At 69.6% G+C, this 19,938-nt stretch carries 22 protein-coding genes and 1 pseudogene; 10 read left to right on the forward strand and 13 right to left on the reverse strand.

The window, feature by feature from the left end; translation table 11 throughout:
• Positions 1-1,246: 1,246 nt before the first annotated feature.
• Positions 1,247-3,988, reverse strand: coding sequence for a NucA/NucB deoxyribonuclease domain-containing protein (locus LO772_RS00060; protein WP_231776203.1), 2,742 nt, complete (start codon positions 3,986-3,988; stop codon positions 1,247-1,249).
• 549 nt (positions 3,989-4,537) lie between these two features.
• Between LO772_RS00060 and LO772_RS00065 the strand changes: the two genes are divergently transcribed.
• The 3 genes from LO772_RS00065 to LO772_RS00075 all read left to right on the forward strand — a co-directional run bounded on the left by LO772_RS00065 (position 4,538) and on the right by LO772_RS00075 (position 5,877).
• Complete coding sequence (locus tag LO772_RS00065; protein WP_231776204.1) at positions 4,538-4,999, forward strand: hypothetical protein; 462 nt, start codon at positions 4,538-4,540, stop codon at positions 4,997-4,999.
• A gap of 82 nt (positions 5,000-5,081) precedes the next feature.
• Positions 5,082-5,525, forward strand: a complete 444-nt coding sequence (locus LO772_RS00070) for a hypothetical protein (RefSeq protein WP_231776205.1) — start codon at positions 5,082-5,084, stop codon at positions 5,523-5,525.
• Between the two features lie 124 nt (positions 5,526-5,649).
• The gene (locus LO772_RS00075) at positions 5,650-5,877 is read left to right on the forward strand and encodes a hypothetical protein (RefSeq protein WP_231776206.1); all 228 of its coding nucleotides are present in this window, start codon (positions 5,650-5,652) and stop codon (positions 5,875-5,877) included.
• A gap of 467 nt (positions 5,878-6,344) precedes the next feature.
• Here LO772_RS00075 and LO772_RS00080 read toward each other — a convergent pair whose 3' ends face one another.
• Positions 6,345-6,824 (reverse strand): hypothetical protein, encoded by a 480-nt coding sequence (locus tag LO772_RS00080; RefSeq protein ID WP_231776207.1) that lies wholly within the window; start codon positions 6,822-6,824, stop codon positions 6,345-6,347.
• 156 nt (positions 6,825-6,980) lie between these two features.
• On the opposite strand from LO772_RS00080, the gene LO772_RS00085 reads away from it, so the two are divergent.
• Positions 6,981-7,151, forward strand: coding sequence for a hypothetical protein (locus tag LO772_RS00085; protein WP_231776208.1), 171 nt, complete (start codon positions 6,981-6,983; stop codon positions 7,149-7,151).
• A 396-nt stretch (positions 7,152-7,547) separates the two neighbouring features.
• Here the strand turns inward: LO772_RS00085 and LO772_RS00090 are convergent, their stop codons facing one another.
• From LO772_RS00090 to LO772_RS00110, 5 genes are all read right to left on the reverse strand, one after another.
• Positions 7,548-8,105: a transposase family protein gene (locus LO772_RS00090; RefSeq protein WP_231776209.1), complete on the reverse strand. Its 558-nt coding sequence runs from the start codon at positions 8,103-8,105 to the stop codon at positions 7,548-7,550.
• A 489-nt stretch (positions 8,106-8,594) separates the two neighbouring features.
• A complete protein-coding gene (locus LO772_RS00095) occupies positions 8,595-9,536 on the reverse strand; it encodes a hypothetical protein (RefSeq protein WP_231776210.1) in 942 nt (313 codons plus the stop codon).
• A gap of 1 nt (position 9,537) precedes the next feature.
• Positions 9,538-10,146 (reverse strand): TetR family transcriptional regulator, encoded by a 609-nt coding sequence (locus LO772_RS00100; RefSeq protein ID WP_231776211.1) that lies wholly within the window; start codon positions 10,144-10,146, stop codon positions 9,538-9,540.
• A 413-nt stretch (positions 10,147-10,559) separates the two neighbouring features.
• On the reverse strand, positions 10,560-10,952 hold the full coding sequence (locus tag LO772_RS00105; protein ID WP_231776212.1) for a cupin domain-containing protein: 393 nt from the start codon (positions 10,950-10,952) through the stop codon (positions 10,560-10,562).
• The gene (locus tag LO772_RS00110) at positions 10,949-12,409 is read right to left on the reverse strand and encodes an MFS transporter (RefSeq protein ID WP_231776213.1); all 1,461 of its coding nucleotides are present in this window, start codon (positions 12,407-12,409) and stop codon (positions 10,949-10,951) included. The genes LO772_RS00105 and LO772_RS00110 overlap by 4 nt, the downstream gene beginning before the upstream one ends.
• A gap of 58 nt (positions 12,410-12,467) precedes the next feature.
• On the opposite strand from LO772_RS00110, the gene LO772_RS00115 reads away from it, so the two are divergent.
• Positions 12,468-13,136 (forward strand): TetR/AcrR family transcriptional regulator, encoded by a 669-nt coding sequence (locus LO772_RS00115; protein ID WP_231776214.1) that lies wholly within the window; start codon positions 12,468-12,470, stop codon positions 13,134-13,136.
• A 108-nt stretch (positions 13,137-13,244) separates the two neighbouring features.
• Here LO772_RS00115 and LO772_RS00120 read toward each other — a convergent pair whose 3' ends face one another.
• The gene (locus LO772_RS00120; RefSeq protein WP_231776215.1) at positions 13,245-13,649 is read right to left on the reverse strand and encodes a DUF6193 family natural product biosynthesis protein; all 405 of its coding nucleotides are present in this window, start codon (positions 13,647-13,649) and stop codon (positions 13,245-13,247) included.
• Between the two features lie 265 nt (positions 13,650-13,914).
• Between LO772_RS00120 and LO772_RS00125 the strand changes: the two genes are divergently transcribed.
• Positions 13,915-14,052, forward strand: a complete 138-nt coding sequence (locus tag LO772_RS00125) for a transposase (protein ID WP_231776216.1) — start codon at positions 13,915-13,917, stop codon at positions 14,050-14,052.
• 76 nt (positions 14,053-14,128) lie between these two features.
• On the opposite strand, the gene LO772_RS00130 is transcribed toward LO772_RS00125, so the two are convergent.
• A complete protein-coding gene (locus LO772_RS00130) occupies positions 14,129-14,812 on the reverse strand; it encodes a hypothetical protein (protein WP_231776217.1) in 684 nt (227 codons plus the stop codon).
• Between the two features lie 61 nt (positions 14,813-14,873).
• On the opposite strand from LO772_RS00130, the gene LO772_RS00135 reads away from it, so the two are divergent.
• Positions 14,874-15,011: a hypothetical protein gene (locus LO772_RS00135; protein WP_231776218.1), complete on the forward strand. Its 138-nt coding sequence runs from the start codon at positions 14,874-14,876 to the stop codon at positions 15,009-15,011.
• 5 nt (positions 15,012-15,016) lie between these two features.
• Here LO772_RS00135 and LO772_RS36195 read toward each other — a convergent pair.
• From LO772_RS36195 to LO772_RS00150, 4 genes and pseudogenes are all read right to left on the reverse strand, one after another.
• Positions 15,017-15,115, reverse strand: a pseudogene (locus LO772_RS36195) (hypothetical protein); the annotation flags it as partial.
• Positions 15,116-15,413: 298 nt separating this feature from the next.
• Positions 15,414-15,794 carry a hypothetical protein gene (locus LO772_RS00140; RefSeq protein WP_231776219.1) on the reverse strand — a complete coding sequence of 127 codons (381 nt, stop codon included), beginning with the start codon at positions 15,792-15,794 and terminating at the stop codon, positions 15,414-15,416.
• Positions 15,791-16,048, reverse strand: coding sequence for a hypothetical protein (locus tag LO772_RS00145; protein WP_231776220.1), 258 nt, complete (start codon positions 16,046-16,048; stop codon positions 15,791-15,793). Before LO772_RS00145 ends, LO772_RS00140 begins: the two co-directional genes overlap by 4 nt.
• Before the next feature lie 535 nt (positions 16,049-16,583).
• On the reverse strand, positions 16,584-18,110 hold the full coding sequence (locus LO772_RS00150; RefSeq protein WP_231779828.1) for an MFS transporter: 1,527 nt from the start codon (positions 18,108-18,110) through the stop codon (positions 16,584-16,586).
• 135 nt (positions 18,111-18,245) lie between these two features.
• Between LO772_RS00150 and LO772_RS00155 the strand changes: the two genes are divergently transcribed.
• The 3 genes from LO772_RS00155 (at position 18,246) to LO772_RS00165 (ending at position 19,784) form a co-directional block, all read left to right on the forward strand.
• Positions 18,246-18,857 carry a TetR/AcrR family transcriptional regulator gene (locus tag LO772_RS00155; protein ID WP_231776221.1) on the forward strand — a complete coding sequence of 204 codons (612 nt, stop codon included), beginning with the start codon at positions 18,246-18,248 and terminating at the stop codon, positions 18,855-18,857.
• A gap of 298 nt (positions 18,858-19,155) precedes the next feature.
• Entirely contained in the window at positions 19,156-19,410 is a 255-nt protein-coding gene (locus LO772_RS00160) for a hypothetical protein (RefSeq protein ID WP_231776222.1), read from the forward strand.
• Entirely contained in the window at positions 19,407-19,784 is a 378-nt protein-coding gene (locus LO772_RS00165) for a hypothetical protein (protein ID WP_231776223.1), read from the forward strand. The genes LO772_RS00160 and LO772_RS00165 overlap by 4 nt, the downstream gene beginning before the upstream one ends.
• Positions 19,785-19,938 lie beyond the last annotated feature (154 nt).

Below are 19,938 nucleotides of genomic sequence, written 5' to 3' on the forward strand. Positions count from 1 at the left end.
GCCGCCGGTCATGGCGGTCCCCACGGGCCGGGCGGAAGTCGTCCGCAATCAACGGGACTTGACCAGGAGGGGGCACGGCAACGGCGGTCGACGGTCGTTTGTGGGGGCGCCGCGCGACCTTTGGCCGTGACCGGGGCGTGCTCGTTCCAGCGTGGTGGCGCAACCACTTACCGCCCGTTGTAAGCCTGCGTCCCAAGGGACTTGCTTCGATGGTGGCGTTGTGCTGCCCTGCGCGCGGAACCCACGGCTGCCACCCGGTCCCCGCCGTGCTGCCGTGGACCGGGACCCGTGGTGCAGTTCCGCCGCCCGTGACGTTCACCACGAGGCCGGCCCTAGCTACGTCGACGGAACGTCCGGCCGAGCGCTGTCGCCAACTTTGGCCACCACCAGGAGAGGTAGAACACCACCCAGTTGATCAGTGCTGCGACGGGGATGATGTCTGCGTTTCTGGTCAATTTGATGTGGCACGCGTGCAACAACCCATAGATGATCAGGTTGGTCGGCAGGGTCACTACGGTCGGGTGCGTGGGCGCTCCAGGTCACCGCGCCGGGCTGGAAGGCGATCACGGACTGGCGCCGGGGCGGGTGGGAGCCGGGGCCGGTCGAGGAGTACCACGTCGTCCCGGGCTCGCGGGGTGCGGCCCATCCCCGGACAGGACTACTCCGGTCTGCGCCGCGATGACGACGGCCGCCTGGTCCCGTAGTGCGGGGCCGGCGCCCTTCACCGGCGCTGCCTGAACCTACGGAAACTGCGGCCGGATCCCTTGACAGCATCGTCCACGGCCGCCATCAAGCGCGGGCAGTTCGGCGTCCGTCCTCAACTGTTTCGTGGCGTCGGCACGTGCGTTCGCGGCGTCCCGGCACCAGGCGCACCGCGTGGCTTTCCCCGGGACTCGGACTGCGGCGCGGCAGGCCGGTGTTCGACTTCCTCCCAGCGGCTGTCGGGGTACCTCCCGACGCAGTCGGAGCGCATCGGGCGGCGTGCCGCGTGCTCGGCTGCGGCGACGGTTGTCGAGGGGGCGGTGCCACGTAGCGGCACCGCCCCCTTGAGCTCCCAGAAATCAGCGCAAATTCTGCCTGACTTGGCGAGTGGATCGAGTTCGCATGGTCATGCTGTCACGGCGAATTCTTTGGTGTTGCTCAGTATCACGCCGATCTTGACCGCGATTAGTCTCCATTCCAGCAGGCATTGGCTCGGGTAATTTGTGTTGATTCTGGAACAGTTGGGTTTTGGTTTCGCGTGTGCCTAAGGCCGCGCGCAGTACGACGATGACAAGGGGGCGTTGTTGTAGCTGGTCAATTGACCGTTCGTTCCCCGAACAGCGTAGACGCAGCCGCGCTCGAAGTACTGAACGACTCCCGTTCGGCCTGCGGGTATGTTCTCGACCCGGTACTCTCCGGAAGTCGGGTAGCCCAAGGTCCCGCGCTCAAAGCCGGTGTCTCGCCAAACTCCCCAAGCCCCGTCGACGACATATGCGCCGTACTGTGGCGTCCAGACTGCGGTGCCCCAGGCTCCTCCTCCAGTACGGACGTTGGCGAAGTTGTTGTACCGCCCTCGGCCGTCGGGGTTCGTCATTTCGTCGCTGGCGAGGGTCAGCGCAATCCAGCTCGCGTCGAAGCCCCGGGAAGCCCAGTGGGTCACCGTTGCGAGGTAGTTTGCCCCGTGCAGTTCGAAGGGCCCGGCGGCTTGTCCCGTATCCGAGGCCCACCGCGTGATGATGGCTGTGTCGCCGGTGGTCCCCAGCGTCTGGAACCGCTGGTGGTAGGTGAAGTACACGAACGGCGGCCCTTGTGCCACCTGCACCCTAAGGGCTACCTCGTCCTCGGTGGGGTAGCCGTAACGTTCCCATCCGAGTGAGGCCCACTTGGCACGGGTGACTCCTCGAATGGCATGGGCGCCGGTGTTGGGTGTCCAGTAGATAGAGGTGTCGTTGGTGAAGTGGTTGTAGCGTCCTACACCGTCGGGCGTGGCCGTCTCGTCGGTAGTGGGATAGCCGATGCCGAGCTCCCAACCGGAGGCCGCCCATCTGCCGCGAATGTCTCCTTGAACCGAGTGGGCGCCGGTGTTGGGTGTCCAGTAGATGGAGGCGTTGTTGGTGAAGTGGTTGTAGCGTCCTACACCGTCGGGCGTGGCCGTCTCGTCGGTAGTGGGATAGCCGATGCCGAGCTCCCAGCCTTTTTCCGCCCACTTACTGCGGATGTCTCCTTGGATGGAGTGCGCGCCGAGCGACAGCGTCCAGTAAATGGATGCGTCGCCGCCGTCACGCATTTTGAAATGGTTGTATCTGCCGGTGCCGTCGGGTGTGGCGAGTTCGTCGGTGGTGGGGTAGCCGAGCGGACCGGCTTCCGAACCTTGGACGGCCCATTTGCTGCGGATGTCCCCGCCGATCTGGTGTGTTCCGGTGGCGGGGCTCCAGTAGATCGAGCTGGCGTGGGAAAAGTGCTGGAACTGCCCGGAGTCGTCGGGGGTCAGGTCGAAGTCGCCGATGGGGTAGCCGATGCTGCTCGGCCCGCCGAGTTGGAGGTACTTGTCCAGAATCACCCCGCACACCGAGTACGAGCCGGTCTGGGTCGAGCTGAAAATCTGGCAGTTGTCATTCCCGTTGGGGATGGGCACCAGTGGGACCGGCGCGACGGGCTGGCCGTGGACGTTGACGTAGAACGCGTCTCCTCTGAGTATTCGGTTCCCGCGGTAGAAGTTGCCTTCGAGGTATTCCCTGCCGGCCTTCTGGTTGTCGTCTTTGTCGATGACCCGTACCGAGTAGTTCAGTCCGGCGTTTCGGGCGCCTTCTTTTGTGGACGCGAAGGGGTATTCGTCGCAGTCGTAGACGTATTGCCCTTGCGCGTTCCGTGCGTATGAACGCCCTGGCACGCTCCAGAACCGCCGACAGGTGCCTGTGGAGGTGGTGCGGTTGTTTTTCTGTTGAGGGTCTCCGACACGGTGAAGCGGGTTGCCGCTGCCGAGTTTTCCGGGAATGTTCTTGAACATCGCGTGAGGTGCGGTGAGATGAGGCGCATTGAGGGCGTCCCAGATGTGCTGGGCCGCTTCTTGCACTGTCACGTCTCCGCGGTCGATGTGGAAGATCTCGGTCACGTTGTGGAAAACGCAGCCGCTCGCGGGGCCCGCATAGGTGGCATTGTCGCACCGAAAGCCGTTTTCTGCGAATTTCGGGCTCTCGCGGGGCCTAAAACCCGCGACGCTGAGATTTCCGTTGAAGGAATAGATGGATTCTCCATTGTCCCCGCTGCCGGGAAGTACCGGGACGTTGAACTCGGCGTAGGTGACCCCGGCGGTCTTCCAGGCTGACACAGGAGCGCTACGACCATTGTTCGGACCCGGGCCGCAGTCGCCCGAGGGAGCGGTGCAGTCGATCCCGATCGTCATGACGCGCGCATCGGCGGTGACTCCCTGGCTACGCCAGTCCGTGAGGTTGATCGTGAACGTGACCAAACGCTGAGCGTCGTAGGTGATCCGCCCGATCGTGGTCAGCCGAAAAAAGTCCGTGCCGGCCACAATGCACTGCGGCGGCACACACGGGGCTTCCCCTTCGGGACACGGCCCGTCACACTCCCACGTTTCGAGCGAGTAGTTCTTGGTGTGGCAGTAAAAGCGGTGACTGACAACCATGCCCCAAGCGGTGGCAGCATCCGAACTCGCTTTGCAATCAGCGAAGCTCGGGTCAGGAGTGGTGTTCCCTGCGGCCTGCATTCCCGGATGGGCTGCAGCCTGCATGCGCTGGCTGTCCTTGAGGGACAATTCCGCGCGACGCTGGATCTGCTCCGGCGTCTCCAGACGTGATGCCGAAGCGGCGTCGGTGGCGCCGACGGGGAGTTGGGAGCTGTCGGCAGAGACTTCCTTCAAAACCGTCGCGGTCCGGTCACCCGTCGAAGAAGAGGCGTCCTGTGACGGCACCGCTGGAACCTGGGGCTGAGCGTCGCCCGGCGGCGATGTCGGGTCTGCTGCGGGTGTCGACGTCGTCGCGGGCACGGGGTCCAGGGAAACGGCGGGTTCGGGCGCTGGCGGCGCAGCCGACGGGTTGGGCGACTGCTGCGCACTGGCGCCCGAGTCCGAATCTGTCGGCGTAGTCGGGGCGGGGGAAGTGTCCGTGCCGCGGGACTGGGCCACTGGAGGTGTGCTTGGCGTTGCGGTGCCGGACGCCGCGGCCGTCTGCGGAGCGATGACGCCCGCGAGCAATGCGACGATGAGCATGATGAACAGAACGCCCTTGGCAGGGCGCGACGATCTGAGTTGCATACGTCCCCCATCGTGATCGAGGCCAACTGCGTGCAGGCAGTTGGAGCCGAGATCAACTTATGAGGACGGGCACCCAAATGGTAGGTGTGGTCGATAAATTGATGCTGCATCAGATATCGGGCTCCTTGCTGCCGCAGGATCCCATAGGCTCCAGGGGCTGACTCGGAGGCGATGTGTCGACTGCGTCGTGTTCAGGGTCGCCGGGTGGACACGAGGGGTGGGCCTCCGGGCTCACAGTGGTTAGCGTGGACGAAAGTTCGCCAGGTAAGACGGAGGACGACAGTGCCCCACCCACAGCTGAAGGCCGAGGCGGAGTTCCGCCCGGCTGTCTGGTTCGGTGCCTTCTTCCTGTCAGAGCTGGGCAGTGACCTACCGTCTGAGCACAGCGACCGCGTGATCGGGACGTTGGCTTGCGCGAATGACACGGCACTCGGCTTCCTTTCGGGCGGCAACGATTTCTACCCGTCACTGCGCGTACAGCGGTGGGACCACGAACCCGCCGCACCATTCGGCACTGACGGGGAGTCCGGACAAACCACCGTGACCTTCCCCCACGGGCAGCTGCAGGTTCACACCAGCGACGGGAGCGTCTACGGCACACTCACCGTGCCGCCTGGGCATTACCGCGCACGCATCAGCTGTAGAGGTCGGGAGCACGCCCCGGCCGGCGAGTATTTCGAGGAACCGCAAGACGACCCTGCCGAGTGGTGGGTTCTCCAAATCTGGCCCGCCCTGGACGAATGATCTGTGCACAGCGCGACTCGACGGCCCGTGCGACGCCCACCGATGGGGCCCCGCCGACCGTACTCGGCCCTACGATCAAGGCATGGGGCGCAAGGACCTGACGGCCGGCAGCTGGGGATCGTTCGCCGAACGCGCCGCCCGGTCCCTCGCCGCGCCCGCCCCGAGGATCGAGGCGGCGCACGCCGCTGCCGCGGACGCCTCCCCGGCGCCCGCCCCGCCCGCCGCATCTGCCGAGGCCGGGCCGCCGGCGCCCGCCGAAGGCGGGCCGTGGGCCTGGATGGACCTGCCCGACGGCGCCGGCACCGTCGTCGTCCGCGCGGTGCGGTGGGTGCGCAGCAGCTCGGGAGCGTGGGCGCTCCAGGTCACCGCGCCGGGCTGGAAGGCGATGACGGACTGGATCGGGGGCGGGTGGGAGCCGGGGCCGGTCGACGAGTACCACGTCGTCCCCGGCACCCGGGTGCGGCCGATCCCCGGGCAGGACTACACCGGCCTGTGCCACGACGACGACGGCCGCCTGGTCCCGTAAACGGCCGGGCGACCGACGCCGGTGGCCGCGCCGGAGGGCCCGACCACCGGCAGTCCGCGACCCGACCTGACCTGACCGACGACCGTCGGCCGAACCCTTGCCGGGTCCGCTCGTTGAGCGGTGTATGACCAGTGCAGCGACGCCTTCCGGGTTCAGCCCGGAGGCTTTCGACGGGCTTTTATGCGGCGGTGACCTCACGCGTCTCGGTCGGGCCGTCGCGGGCTTGGACGCCGGACAGCTCCAGATGCTGATCGACCGCGCCGAGGTGATCCGCGCCGAGACCGTGATGGAGTACCGGATCCTCGGCATCCTGGCCCGCGGCACGGAGAACACGTGGCCCGACGACCGGTAAGAGCCGCGCCGCGGGGTCCGGGCGGGATCGGGGCGGGTGGCCGGTGCGGGCGATCGTTTCCGCCCAGGTCACCGGCGACCGCGGCACGGGTCGGCCGGCCGCCGAGAGGCCGAACCCGATCCGTGACTTTCCCGGAACGGCAAACCGTCCGGGCCTGTCCCGATAGAACGGAGCCCAACGACGTTGGGACACCCGGGAGGTGACGGGATGGCGGTCGCCCGTCCGGACGCCCCGGCCAAACTCGCCGCGCTGCGCCCCCTCGCCGACAACGAGCCCGGCGCGCAGGAGACCGGCGTCGGCGACAGCAACCACCTGCCGAGGCACGGGCTGGTCGACGTCGAGCGGCTCCCCGACGGGCGTCGCCGGCACACGGTCACCCCGGCCGGACGGGCGCTGCTCGGCGAATCAGTTCATTCCGTGTCCGCTGAGCCCGGCGGACGCGTCGTCCAGAATGCCGATCCGGGTGTCTATCCGGTGAGGTTGGCCAGGTACGAGGTGCCGGTATTCCAGGGGGTGAGTTCGACGCCGAAGCCGGTGTGGTCGCCGAGGTGGAAGTGGACGAGCTTCCCGGCGACGTGGACGGTGTCGCCGGTGCGGAACGTGCCGGTGTAGGCGCCGAGGTAGGACCGCAGGTGGGTGATGCGGCGGGCGAAGCGGTCCGGTTCGTCGACGGTCGCCGATAGGATCGTGGTGACCTGGACCCCGTACAGGGCCGGGGTGGCCAGGCCCTGGGAGTGGTCGGTGATCCGCGCCAGCAGGGTCACGTCGCCGATCTCCTTGGCGGTCATGCGGACGAACGCGGGGTCGTCGTCGTCGCGGAGCGGTTCGCAGTTGATGTGGGCGTCCGCGCCGGGGGTGATGCCTTGGAGCTTGCGCTGATCCTGGCGGATGAGCGCGTCGAAGGCGCTGCCTTCCAGGTATTTGGCGCGCCGCAGGTACAGGCGCATCAAGTCGTCGCCAGCGTAGGGGCGGATGAGGCGCTTGTTCTTGAACAGCCGGCGCGCGGCGTCGTATCCGGCGGTTCCGTAGCAGACCAGGTCGATGTCGGAGCGGGCGTTGAAGCAGCCGACCAGGAACGAGCCGGTGACACCGAACAGGTCCGTGTGCCCGGCGTCGACGATGTGGTCGACGAGGGCGAGCAGGTCGTCGCTGACCAGGTGGTGCCCGGCCAGCGCGCGGTCGTGGTGGAGGTGGCGCAGGGCCTGGCGGGCGGAGTAGTGGCGGGTGATGTCCTGGCGCGGCAGGCCGGTGATGACGCAGCCGAGGACGGGTGAGTAGAGGTAGCACTCGGGCCGGTCGGCGAGGATCCCGAAGCTCTTGGAGACGATGTTGTTCTGCCGGTACCGGTCGCCGAACAGCCTGCGGTCGCCTTTGGGGTCGGGGTGGTATTTGACGTAGCCGAGGTAGTGGCTGTCGGGGTGGACGTCGCCGATGACCTTGAAACAGGGCCCGGCGGTACTGCCACTTGAGGTGCTTGCCCGGACGCGCGGCCGGGTCGGCGGGGCGCATCAGCGCGAGAAAGAAGAAACACTTCACCAGCAGGAACTCCCCCAGGCACTCGCTCAGGGCCTGGCCGGCGAGGTTGGCGGCCGCGGTTTTGTCGAGGGCGCCCTAACGAGGTCGTGCATGGTTGGTGATGAGGCGTCATCGGCCGTATAGGTAGCCGGTTTTCACGTCCGCCGTGCTGACGCGAGGTCCGTCATCTGCTGGTGGGACAGGAGGCTGGCGACGGCTTGGACCATGTCGCTGACGTGCTCTCGGCGGCCCAGGTGTCGGGTCAGTGATCGCCAGTTCTTCGTGTGTGCGATGCCGTGTTCGACGGGGATCCGGCGTGAGGAGTGGGCTTTGCGTCGTTGCTCGTGGATCTCCTCGAACCAGTCGGGAGTGTTCTTCTTGAACTTGCGGTGGGGTGGTGTCACCACGCGCCCGCCGGTTTGCGCGCCGAGTCCCTGGTAGCCGGCGTCGGCAAGGATCTCCGCGGGCGGGCCGTCCGCGAGGAGCCGGGCCAGTCCCAGTCGGTGGGCGTGGTGATGTCCACGCAGCCGGCGGACGCGGATCTCGGTGCCGTCGATGATCCCGGTCCTCCCGCTTGCGCCGAGGCGGTCGACAGGCCTCGGCCGGGGTCCGCAGCCGGACGCCGACGCTGACGGTGCATCCCGTTCGGCGAGCAGGGGCCGTACTTCGCCGATGGCGCGGGTGACGCTGGGCGGTCCACGCCGAACCAGCACGCCAGCACATCGTGGGTGGTGCCGTGACGGAGGTGGACCAGCGTGGCCTATACCCGGTCGACGAACACCAGCCGGCGCTTCGCGCCGGCGGCCGCCGACCGCTTCCGCGGCCGGGACACCAACCGGGCCTGGTGCCGTGGTGCCGCAACGGTCCCACGTCGGCGACGAGTTCGGCTATCACCCCGGCCGACAGGCCCGTGATCCTCCGGTCTCTCACGATCGCCACACGAGCCGCGTTCCCCGTCACACGACCATGATCGACGCTCCACAGCCCGGCGTCTCACCAACCATGCACGAGCTCGTTAGAGCGCAGAGCCGGGGCGCCGGGAATGCTGCAGCTGGCTGGATGCGGTGAAACGGTCGTCTGGCACGGTGAGGTCGAGCCAACAGGCAAGGCGTTGGACTTGGGTTCGATGTGCTCGAACACGGCGTAGACGTCCCCCGCGACTCGCACGACCGTTGGCGCGGTCGGCAGCGTTGTGCTGCCTTTCAGTCGCGGCGGTACCTGGCCGCCATCGCGTGAAATACCCTTTTCGGTTCCCAACGGGTCTCGTCGAGCATGCGGACCACGCCGTAGGAGCCTGGATCCGCCTCTCCGAGCCTGCTGTAACCGGCGAAGGTGAACCAGAGCGCAGTGTCCACCCCTTCCTCTTCGAAGGCGTCCAGCAGTTCGGTGAGGTAGCGGACCTGTTCGTCCTCGTCCGGAACCGCATCGTGCGGCACCTGCCAGGCCGAGCCACCCCGCCCGCCGGCGCCCCGGTAGGCGCAGGTCCCGTACTCGGTCACCGCGACGGGCTTGCCGTGTGCGAGGTGTCCGCGCAGTTCGGACCGGAAGGTGTCGGCGTTGTACGTGGCACGGTAGGCATCGATGCCGACGAGGTCGAACGGACGCCAGTCAACGAACTCCCAGGGAGCCGAGGCGTATGTGATGCGCCCGCCGAAGCGGGCACGCACCGTCTCGGCGGCTTGCGCGAGGAAGACGTTGAGACATTCCTGCGCCGGGCCGAGGCCGTTCCACCACTCCATGTCCGCCTCAGCTAGGGCCCGCAGCCGGTCGCCGTAGGTCTCCCCCGGGATGAAACCACCGCAGAACGCACTCATCTCACAGCCCGCGACGAACACCACTTCGGCACCGCTCCGTCGTACGGCTTCGGCCCGGCGGGCACAGTCGGCGAAGAACGACAGCAACCGGTCGGCGGGAAGGTCGACGGGGAACGGGGCGAACCACACCTCGAGGCCGACGGCTGCCGCATAGCGGGCGGCGATGCTCAGCCGTTCGGGATCACGACCGGAAACGCGTACGGCATCGCAGTGCAGCTGGTCGGATATCACCGCCATGTCATGCCGGACCGTTTCGCGGGTGAACGTCTTGCGGGAGAGATCCTGTCCGGGGAGGAACCCGGTGTCGTAGTTGATGCCCCGTGCGCGCACGTCACCGCCCCTTCAGGTGACGGACGCCATGCTCCAGCAGAGCGAAGGCGAGCTCGGTGTCCTTCGCCAGGGCGCGGACCGCCTCCTGTGGTGATGCGCCGCCGGCCAGAATGTGGAAGAAGGACTCCCGGAGGGTGAGCGCGGTCGCGGCGACTTGAGCCGCCACCAGTGCGGCCGCCGTCTCCCCGTACTCCTCCGCCAGTACGTCGGCGAGCGCCCGGCGTTGCTGGTAGAGCAGGGCGTTCGCGGCTCCGCTGAGCGTGGGGCTGTCGAAGATCACGCGCATCTGGGCGAGCACCTGGCCCCGGTCCACCGCTGCCATGTGCCCGTCCGCGAACGCTTCATAGTGGGCTTGCAGCGCCTGGAGCGGCGAGAGCCCTGCCGGCCGCCGGGCGACGATCTCGGCCAGATTCTCCTGTCCCACGCCCTGCAGCGCGAGCGACTCCTTGCTGGGGAAGTACGAAAAGAGAGTGGCCTTGGCGACTTCGGCGGCCTCGGCGATTTCACTGACCGTCACGGCATCGAAACCGCGCTCGGCGAACAACTGCAATGCCACAGCGGTGATCCGCTGCTTCGTCTGTTCCTTCTTGCGCTCGCGAAGCCCTGTCATACGGTGACTATAACCAGACTCGGTTCATAATTGAACCGGGTATGGAAATGGAGTGGATCGCCACCGGGGTGAACACACGAGAGAGCCTTGTATGAGGCGGGATGCCTCTTCCTCCGCTCTGCCGGCCGGTACTCATCTCGCGAAACGTGCTGCGCGTCCTGGCCCCAGCCGACATCTCGCCGGCGGGCCGCCGCGTCCTGGACATGCTGCTCGCCCTCAGTGACCCGGACATGGCGGTGTTTCGCTGGGGGTGTCCTGCCTGGTCGGAATCGATCGTCCAGCACGGCTGGGGACTGGCGACCGTGGTGGCGCGTCTGGCCCGTATTCCGAGTGCGGTGCGGAAGTTCCCTGTTGAGAGCATCGCGGGCGGGGGCTGTCGTGGCCCGGCAGCGGGTCTGCCGGGCCACGTGGGCTCAGTATGCGCCGGTTCGATGTTCGAGGCGGGTGCCGTGGCGCCGGCCGATCGACATCAGGTTGCTGGGGGAATCGAGTTCGAGACGGTGCCACCGACCGCGTGGGACGATCACGGCGCCGCCGGGCTGCAACTGCACCATGTGCTCGGCCTCGTCGGGTCCGGTGGGGCGGAAGTAGAGGCGGACGCTGCCGGTCAGGCAGCACACTGCCTCTTCGGCTTCGGGGTGCATCTCCCAATGGTCTGCGTGAACGTCGGCGTCGGTCTCCGCATGGAATGTGGCGATCTGCCAGGCGCCGGGGGCGCCGCTTGTCATGCGCCGTTCGACGGCCCGGACGTCGCCGTCGGGGTGGAGGTGCAGCGCCGAGGTGAACAGGTCGAGGGTGGTGGTCATGATGCTGTTCCTTCCAGTTGCTTGTCGGTCTGTTCCTGTGTCGGAGCAGGCGCTTGCGTGCGCGGTGCGCCGGTCCGGCTGCGGGGCAGCACGGCGACCGCTGCGACTGCCGCGATGACGAAGAGGCCTGCGGCGACGGCCAGGCCCAGGGCGTAGCCGTCGTTGAGCGCGGCCGGGCTGGTGGCCGTGCCGGTGTGGTGCGCGGCGACGGTCGCCAGGACCGCCAGCCCGAGGGACCCGCCGAGTTGGCGGGAGCTGTTCATGAGCCCGGAGGCCATGCCGGCCTCGTGCGAGGCGATGCCGGTGGTCGCGGCGGCGGCGACCGGGGCCAGGACCAGTCCGGCGCCGACGCCGGTGACGAGGGACGGGCCGAGTACGTCGGCGAGGAAGCTGCCGTCGGAGCTGATGCGGGCGAACCAGGCCAGGCCCGCGGCCGCCAGCAGGGCACCGGGCACCAGGGAGGCGCGCGGGGCGCGGGCCGCGGTGATGCGGGTCGCGACGACGGTGCCCGCGACCAGGCCCGCACTGAAGGGCAGAAACGCGGCACCGGTCGCTGCGGCCCCCATGCCCAGGACCTGCTGCATGTAGAGGGACACGAAGTAGAACGCCGCGAACTGCCCGGCCGCGGCCAGGAACACCAGCACGTTCGCGCCGGCCACCCAACGACTGCGCAGCAGGCCCAGCCGCAGCAGCGGTGCGGGAGACCGGGACTCGACGAACACGAACGCGGCCAGCAGTACGGCCGCGGCGGCGAGGGTCGCCCATGTGGTGGGCGAGCCCCAGCCCTGGGTGTCGGTGCGGACGACCCCGAGCACCAGCAGCCCCACTCCGCCGCAGGCCAGGACGGCACCCGGGACGTCGAGCGGCTCGCGGAGCGCCTGGCGTGCCTCGGCCGGCACGCCTGCGAGAACCAGCGCGACCGCCACGGCGACGAACGGCAGGTTGACCAACATGACCCAGCGCCAGCCGGCGTACTCGGTCAGGAGCCCGCCCGCCAGCACGCCCAGCGCGCCGCCCGCCGCATTCACCGCGCTCCACACCCCCAGCGCCCGGACGCGAGCGGGGCCTTCGGGGAAGGCGGTGGTGAGCATCGCCAGCGCCGCCGGCGCGGCCGCGGCGGCGCCCAGGCCCTGCCCGGCGCGTGCCGCGATCAACTGCCAGGGAGCTTGAGCCAGCCCGCCCGCCAGCGAGCACACCCCGAAGACGGTTAGCCCCAGCAGGAACATCCGGCGTCGGCCGTACAGATCGCAGGCGCGGCCCCCCAGCAGCAGGAACCCGCCGAACGTGAGCGCGTACACGTGCACGACCCACGACAGGTCGAGCGGTGCGAACCCCAGCGCAGTGCGTATCGCGGGCAGTGCGACGTTGACCACGGACATGTCCAGGGCGAAGACGAACTGGGCGACGGCGGCTGCCGCAAGCACGGCTCCGGGCCGCCCAGGCGAGTTTCTGTACATGTAAGAAAAGTAGCGCCGGACCACCGCCGCTGTCGACACCTGGGGAAGGATGGAGGGCATGTCGCAACCGCCCGCACCGCACAGAGCTCTCGGCCGACCCCCCCGGATCTCCCGCGAGCAGGTCATCGCCACAGCCCGCCGGATCGTCGACGCGGAAGGCGTGGACCGGCTGACCATGCGCCGCCTCGCCACCGAGATCGGCACCACTCCGATGGCGCTCTACCACCATGTCCGCAACAAGGACGAACTCCTCGTCGCCCTGCTGGACGACTACGCGGCGCGGGCGCTGCGCCGACCCGAACTGCCCGCCCACCCCCGCGATCGGGTCCTCGCCGCGACGGTCGCGGTCCACGAAGCGCTCGCCGCCTGCCCCTGGATCACGGAGGTGCTGACTGCCGACGACCTGATGTCCACGTCCGCCCTGTGGTTCGTCGACCAGATTCTCGACGGATTGATCGCGTGCGGGTTGACCCCCGAGCGCGCCGTCCACGCCTACCGTGCGATCTGGTACTACACCGCCGGAGAGATCATCGTCCGGGCAACGGGCACCCGGCGACGCGCGGACGACGACCGCCCCACCTACCGGGAACGGGTCTTCGCCGATCTCGACCCGGACGAGCTACCGCGTCTGGCCCAGGTCGCCGACCGCTGGGCGCCCCTGACCGCCGAGAACACCTACCTCGACGGGCTCGAAGCCCTGCTGAACGGCCTCCTCGCCGCGGCCTGACGGCTCCCCGCGCGCCCGCAGGCCGGCCGACGAGCTGCGGGATCGCAGCGCCGCCACTGCGCCGGGTCGCCGAAGACCTGGGACAGCGCCTCCAGTTCAGCTTGCCGTTTAACCTCGCTCGTGATTTCGCTCGTGCACAGCGAGCTCCTCAGGCGTACCGACGAAGGCCTTTCCACAGCCCACTGGCAGGCGGCCGACCACGAGCGCGACAGCGTCATGTGCCGAATCCGCGTGGCCGACGACCTGCGAGCGCAACGGTCCCGCGACGAGGAAGCGGCCGTCTTTGGTCGGAGCGATGTAGGGAATGTCCCATGTGCAGCGCTGTTCCGTACACCGGCTGAAGTGCAGCTCCCACATCCCCGTCCAGGGGAAGAGCACCCGGAGTCGCGGGTGCGCGTACGCGGTCCGCAGCATTGTCGCGTACGGCGTAACGAACATCGACCGTCCCATCTTCTGCGGGTCGTCTGCGTTTGCGATGAGGCGCAGCCACTGGTCCTGGACTACGTCGTTCATGCCTCGGTCCTTACGAGCGGGGAATCGGAGATTTGGAGCGCCCGTGACGTGCATGTCGCAGGAGCGCTTTCTCGATCGTCCTGTGGCGATCGGCTTGTCTCCAGCTTCGGGGTCGGCAGCAGGAGAACGCCGTCCGGGGATCCGTCGATCCGATGACGCGGTGACCTTTCGCTCTGATCTTTTACGTCGACTGAGAGTCACGCGGGATCGGAGCGAAGATCGTGGAGACGAGTGTGCCGGCGCGATATCGAGCGTCGGGGCGTTCGTGGAACTGTCGCATTTCCGGGATGAGTTCCATGCCCGCCTGACCCGGCGCGGAGACGCGCTGTTCGAGCTCGCGGACGCGTTGCTGTGCGCGGAGGGGCCGGTGAAGACGCTGGTCGGACTGTCGCTTCGCGCCTGAGCATCGGCGTGGCACGGTGCGCTGTACGACGCGGTGAATCACGGCAGGATCGCCGCGCGGCCGCCCCGAGACGAGGTCACCGCTCTCCCCCCACCCGAGACCGGCGTCCTCGCGCGTTGCGGGCCCGGTGCCGGGGTCGGCGGCGCCACGCGCGCCGGGTGTCGGGCTCGGGAGGCTGTCGGGCCTGGAGGGCGGCGGTGAGTTCGGCGTCGCGCTTGCGCATGCGGTGCTCTCCGTCCCTGCGGACCTGTTCGGCGTCGCGGCAGGGGCCGCACAGCTCCGCGTTCCCCTCGTTCCTCTCCCAGGGGCGGAGGCGGTGGACCTCGTTCCAGCGTTCGTCGGTGAGCCTGCCCTCGCAGGTCCGGCACGCGGGGCGCTCGGCTTCGCGTTCGACCGCCTTGCGTTCGCGTTCGCGGCGGTCGTGTGCGGCGAGTTCGGTCCGCAGCAGCGCGTCGCCGTCCGGGTTGTCCAGCGCCTCGGTCAACGTCGACCAGCCCCCGCGGCCCAGCCGCCACCACACCGCGCCGCCTGCGCCGCCCGAGCCGTCCTGGTCCCAGCGCTCCAGCGAGGCCACCACCACGGGCACGACCTGGTGGTGGTTGAGCGCGGTGGTCCCGGCGTACCCGTAGGGGTGCCCGGCGTACAGGGACCTGGCGGCGGCGGCCAGGCGGTTCATCCTGCCCACCCGCCGCGCCGACGTGCCGCCGGTGAACACGAACGCGACCGGCGGATAGCCCTCCCGACCCGTCGCCGGATACACCCGCGACCGTGCCGAACCCGGCGCCGATCAGGTGCGCCGCGGTGGAGGTCACCGCGGCGGCGTGCGCGTCGAAGCCACCCGCACCACGCGGCCGGTGCCGCGTCCCGCCGGCAAGCGGGGCCGGGCGCAGCTCCTCACGTGCCGCGGCAGCATCGTCTTCGCCTCGGCGTGGCCCCGGGGCGTGAGCACCCACATCTGATGCCCGGACGGCAGCCTCGACTCCACCCGCACCATCCCCCGCCGCCGCAGGTCGTTCAGCGCGTTCCGGGTGATCCGGTCATGGCGGTGGTGTGGACGCAGCATCCTCCACAGCTGCTCCCCGGTCGCCCGCTGGAACACCGCCAAGGCGACCAAAACCTCACCGCGGTGGACACCCGACGACTGCCACGACCCACCAGAAGACGTAGGGCGAGGCAGAGAAGGGAAATCGGATCCCCGCCCGCGGCCGGGTGCTTCGCTCCGGAGCGGTCATTGCGGCTGGGTTGAGCGGATCCGCAGGCCCACCAGCGTCGCTGCGACGACAGCCCCGAACACGCCGGTGGCGTCGCTCCACGTGCACATCGTCGGGCGGTTCGGCGGGAGATGCGTGCTGCCCCGCTGTTCAGGGGCTGAGGTCCAGGACGCGTACCGCTTGCCCGGCCCAGCGATCGGGGGCGGTGGTGGCGACGAAGGCGCCCTCGGGGCGTTCAGGGGTGGGTTCGGCCGCGTGACGGGCGTGCGCGGCGCCCCAGGTCGCCGCGCGGGCCAGGGCCAGGGCGGCGGTCAGGTCGAGCTCGAGGACAACAACGGACGGCAGCGCGGCGAGGTGCTCGGCCGTTCCCGGCCGGGCGCGGTCCGCCTCGACCAGGGCGCAGGCGGGGGCGTAGAGGTACCAGCCGGGTTCGGCGTGCGCGCGGTGGATGAGCCGGGACGCGAGGGCGTTGCCGCGGCCCGCGGCGACCATCGCGGTCTCGTCCAGGACGACGTGGACGTGGTCGCTCACCGCCCGCCCACCCGGCCGATCCGGCGGTCCAGCTCGGAGTCCAGGCGGTCGGCCTCGGCTGGCGAGGGGTCGTAGCCGTTCCAGTCCCGCAGCACCGCCCGCGCCCGGTCCGCGCGCTCGCGTCGTTCGGCGGGCGTCAGCACCGTCTCGGCGAGCCGCGCCAGATACGCCCGCAACGACATCCCCTCCGCAGCGGCGACCTGCGCGAGACGGTCACGCGCCTCCGCAGGAATGCGCACGTTCGCGTCAGACATCACCGGCTCCTTCCCGTTCACCTCCTGCGAGTATACGGGTACGCACCCGTACCCCTACACGGGACGCAGGAGCCGCAGGCGCTCGGGACCACCGCCGCATCCACACCCTGCCTTGAGGAGTTCCCGGCGTCGGGCTGGGGCTGCGGGGCCGCCGCACGGTGACCGACGGCGCTGGCAGCGTCACACCGCCCGGCCGCCGAGAGTCCGCGCTCCCCAAGCAGCCGTCGCCCGGTCAGTTCACGGATGACCGCCTGGGCGATGGCGTGGCCGGGCTCCGCGCCAATGGGTTCCCGATCACGAACGGGGATGAGGACGGCTCCTAACGTGGCGGCGAGGGCCGTGGGACACGAACTTGGAGCCGGGAGTAAAGCCAAGCGCGCGGGTCTGCGACTCCGATCGCGGTGTTGACCCGGCGGGCTGGCACTCGCGAGGATCAACGACCGTGGCCAGCGGACCCGACCCGCCCGACTACAAGGCCCTGACGGGGCCGCAGCCGCGAGGCGCGGAAGCGGGTGCGCGGCCCTGTGTGAGCGGTTCAACGCTGGTCAGGGTGCCTCGCTCCTGGCCCGAGCGTAGAACCCGGGCGCGGTGCTCCCCCAGCCGTGGAGGACTTCGCGGGGACGGGCGGCTCCGGTTCAGGGGCGTCCTCGGCGGAGGCGGCGGAGGCGGCGGTGTTTCGGGCCGGCAGCGCGAAAGCGGCCAGGGCGGTGGCGGTGAGCACGGCTGCCATGGCGAGGAAGACGCGGCCGTTGCCGTGGGCGAGTGCGGCGGGGTCGGCGGTCGTGGCGGTGTCGTGGGCGAGAAGGCCCAGGGCAGCCAAGCCGAGGCCGCCACCGACCTGTTTGGCGGTGTTCACGATCCCGGAGGCGGCCCCGGCGTCGGCGGGGGCGATGCCGGAGACGATGGTCGTGGTGAGCGGGGTGATGAATAGCGCGCTGCCGGTGGTGAAGACGACGCCGGGGCCGAGGATCCCGGTCAGGTAGGAACTGGTGTCGGTGGCGCGGCTCTGCCACCAGAACCCCGCCGCGGCGATCAAAAGCCCCGCGGCGACCAGTGTGCGTGGGGCGGTGTGCTTCATCGCCCAAGGGGCGAGGTGGATGCCGAGGACGACGCCGAGGACGGTGTGCGGGAGGAACCCGAGTGCGGTCTGGGTGGCGGTGTAGCCGAGGGTGTGCTGCATGTGGAGGGACAGGAAGTACCAGGCGGGCATCAGGCACACCGCGGACAGCAGCAGCACGGTGTTGCCGAGCCACACGGCGCGGGCGCGGAACAGCCGCAGCGGCAGCAGCGGCGTTCGGCCGCTGCTGTGCCGCTGCCGTTGCAGCACCAGGAAGCCCGCGAGTGAGGCGAGGCCGGCGGTGATCGGGGCGAGGGTGAGCGTGGCGGTCCAGCCGTGTGAGGCCGGTTGGGTAAGGGCGTAGGCGATTGCGGCCAGTGAGCCGGTGGCCGCGAGCGCGCCGAGCACGTCGAGGACGCCCTTGCTGCGGCCGGCGCGGGCGGGTGCGGTCAGCAGGCGCGGGACCAGGGCGAGGGTGGCGGCGCCGACGGGGACGTTGACCAGCAGGATCCAGCGCCACGACGCCTGGTCGGTGAGCAGCCCGCCGACCAGGTTCCCGGCGGTGCCGCCGACCGATCCCGCGGCCGTCCAAACCGCCAAAGCGCGGGTGCGGCGCGGGCCTTCGGGGAACGCGACGGTCAGCACGGTCAGCGTGGCGGGCGCCAGCACCGCGGCGCCGAGTCCTTGGGCGGCGCGTGCGGCGAGCAGCAGGCCCGGGGTGGTGGCCAGGCCGCCGACCAGGCTGGCCGCGGTGAACAGCGCGAGGCCAGCGGTGAAGACGCGGCGGTGCCCGTACAGGTCAGCCAACCTGCCGCCGAGCAGCAAGAACCCGGCGAAGACCAGCCCGTACGCGTTGACCACCCACGGCAGCGCGGCCGCCCCGAAGCCCAGGTCGTCCTCGATGGCGGGCAGGGCCACGTTCACCACGGACACGTCCAGGACAACCATGGCCTGCGCCGCACACGCCAACACCAGCACCCCCGCGCCGAGCGCCCGTGTCACCATCACCCACCCTCCCGGCGGCCCGACCGGCGCCGCCGACAAACCGATGCGTTCACACTGCTTTGCCCGTCGGACGCTAACGTCCACCACCCGCGCAGTCAATCCGATGTGAGCGCATCGGAAAGCTAGGATGGCGGAGTGAACGCACACACGCGCGGACCGGGCGCCCACCACGACGAGAAACGGCACCAGATCGCCGACGCGGTCCTCGCGATCGTCGCCGACCAGGGTCTTGCGGCCGTGTCCCTGGCCGAGACCGCAGCCCGGGCCGGGGTCTCACCCGGCCGGGTGCAGCACTACTTCCCCACCAAGCAGGCCCTGGTCGAGGCCGCGTTCGAGCGCGGCAACGCGCAGAGCACCGCGCGGATCCGCGCCAAGGCCGGCGGGGACCTGGACGCCGCCGACCCGCGCACCGTGCTGTCCGCCGTGCTCGGCGAGCTCGTCCCGTACGACGACGCCACCCGCGCGCACCTGCGTGTGCGACAGGCGTTCACCGCCCGGGCCCTGCCGGACACCCGGATTGCGGAGCGGCTCCGCGCGATGTACGCGGACTTCCACCGCCAACTCGCGAACCTGCTGACGCGGGACCTGGAAGCCGGGCGCGTCCGGGCTGAGGTTGACCCCGCAGTGGAGGCCTCGGCACTTACAGCATTGGCGGAAGGGCTGGCGTACTACGTGCTCATCGACGTCTGCCCCTCCGAAGCAGCTCGCGCCCGGGTGCAAGCCGCCGTCGACGGGCTGTACCGCTGACCTCCGGTCCCGGTCGGCGGAGGTCTGCGGCGAGGAGCGGGCCAAGCAGGTCGGCGGTGCTCTCGACCAGGCCGACGGCCACGGTCCCGACGACATCGTCGGGACGCGGCTGCACGGATATCAGCGTGTGCTTGAGGTCCTCGAAGATGCGGCGGGCGCGGCCACGCCGATCTCGTCCTCAAGGGTGCGGATCTGCCGGACGCGCGGTCCGTTACGACGCAGCAGCTCAGAGCGTGGGCGCTCGCCGCCGCGACTCGCACGACGACCCCCCTCGTATACATTCTGTATACTGAGATCCATGGCTGATACCACCATCCGCGTCCCGGCGGACGTCCGGGACCACCTGGCCGAACTCGCCGCCGAACGCGGGACGACCATCGGACAGCTCGTGGCCGCATTGGCGCGTCCGGCGCGCACCCGGGCGCAGATCAGGGCGTCCTACGAGCACGACCGCGACTACATCGCGGCCCACCTGGTCCCCGGGCTCGGCGACGACGACGCCGATCGCGGTCTGGCCGTCCTCGCCGACATCAAGCGCCGGGCACGCGGGTGACCTACCTGTTCGACCACACAGCGATCGCCTCGTTCGGGGCGGGCAACCCGGACCTGTCCCGCATCGCGCTCGCTGTCAATCTGGAGGACGACCGCATCCACGTGCCCGCCCTGTCCATGGTCGCCGCCTTCCAGGAACGCCCCGGAACCGCCCACCACATCCTGCTCCTCGACGTGTTCACCGTCGTCCCCCTGGACGCCGTCGGCATCGCCGCCGCCGAGACAGCCCTCGCCGAAGGCCGCGACTGGCGCCACGCCCAAGCCCGGTCACTGGCGACCGACCCCACCATCCCCGGGCCCGTGTTCGTCTTCACCTCCGCCCCCCATGCCTACGAGGGCACCGACGCTGTGCCGGTCCCCCTTGGGAGCGTATAGCCGACGCCCGCCGCCGGAGAACATGAGGCCATGCGCGGGAAAGGCAGATGGCCGTGCGCCGACGGGCGGCACGGACACGCGGAGTGTTCGTTTAATAGTCAAACGGTCCTGTCGTCTAGTCTCAATACCGCTGATTTAGGGTGAATTTCGTGGT

The sequence above is a fragment of the Yinghuangia sp. ASG 101 genome, from assembly GCF_021165735.1.
Classification (GTDB): Bacteria; Actinomycetota; Actinomycetes; order Streptomycetales; family Streptomycetaceae; genus Yinghuangia.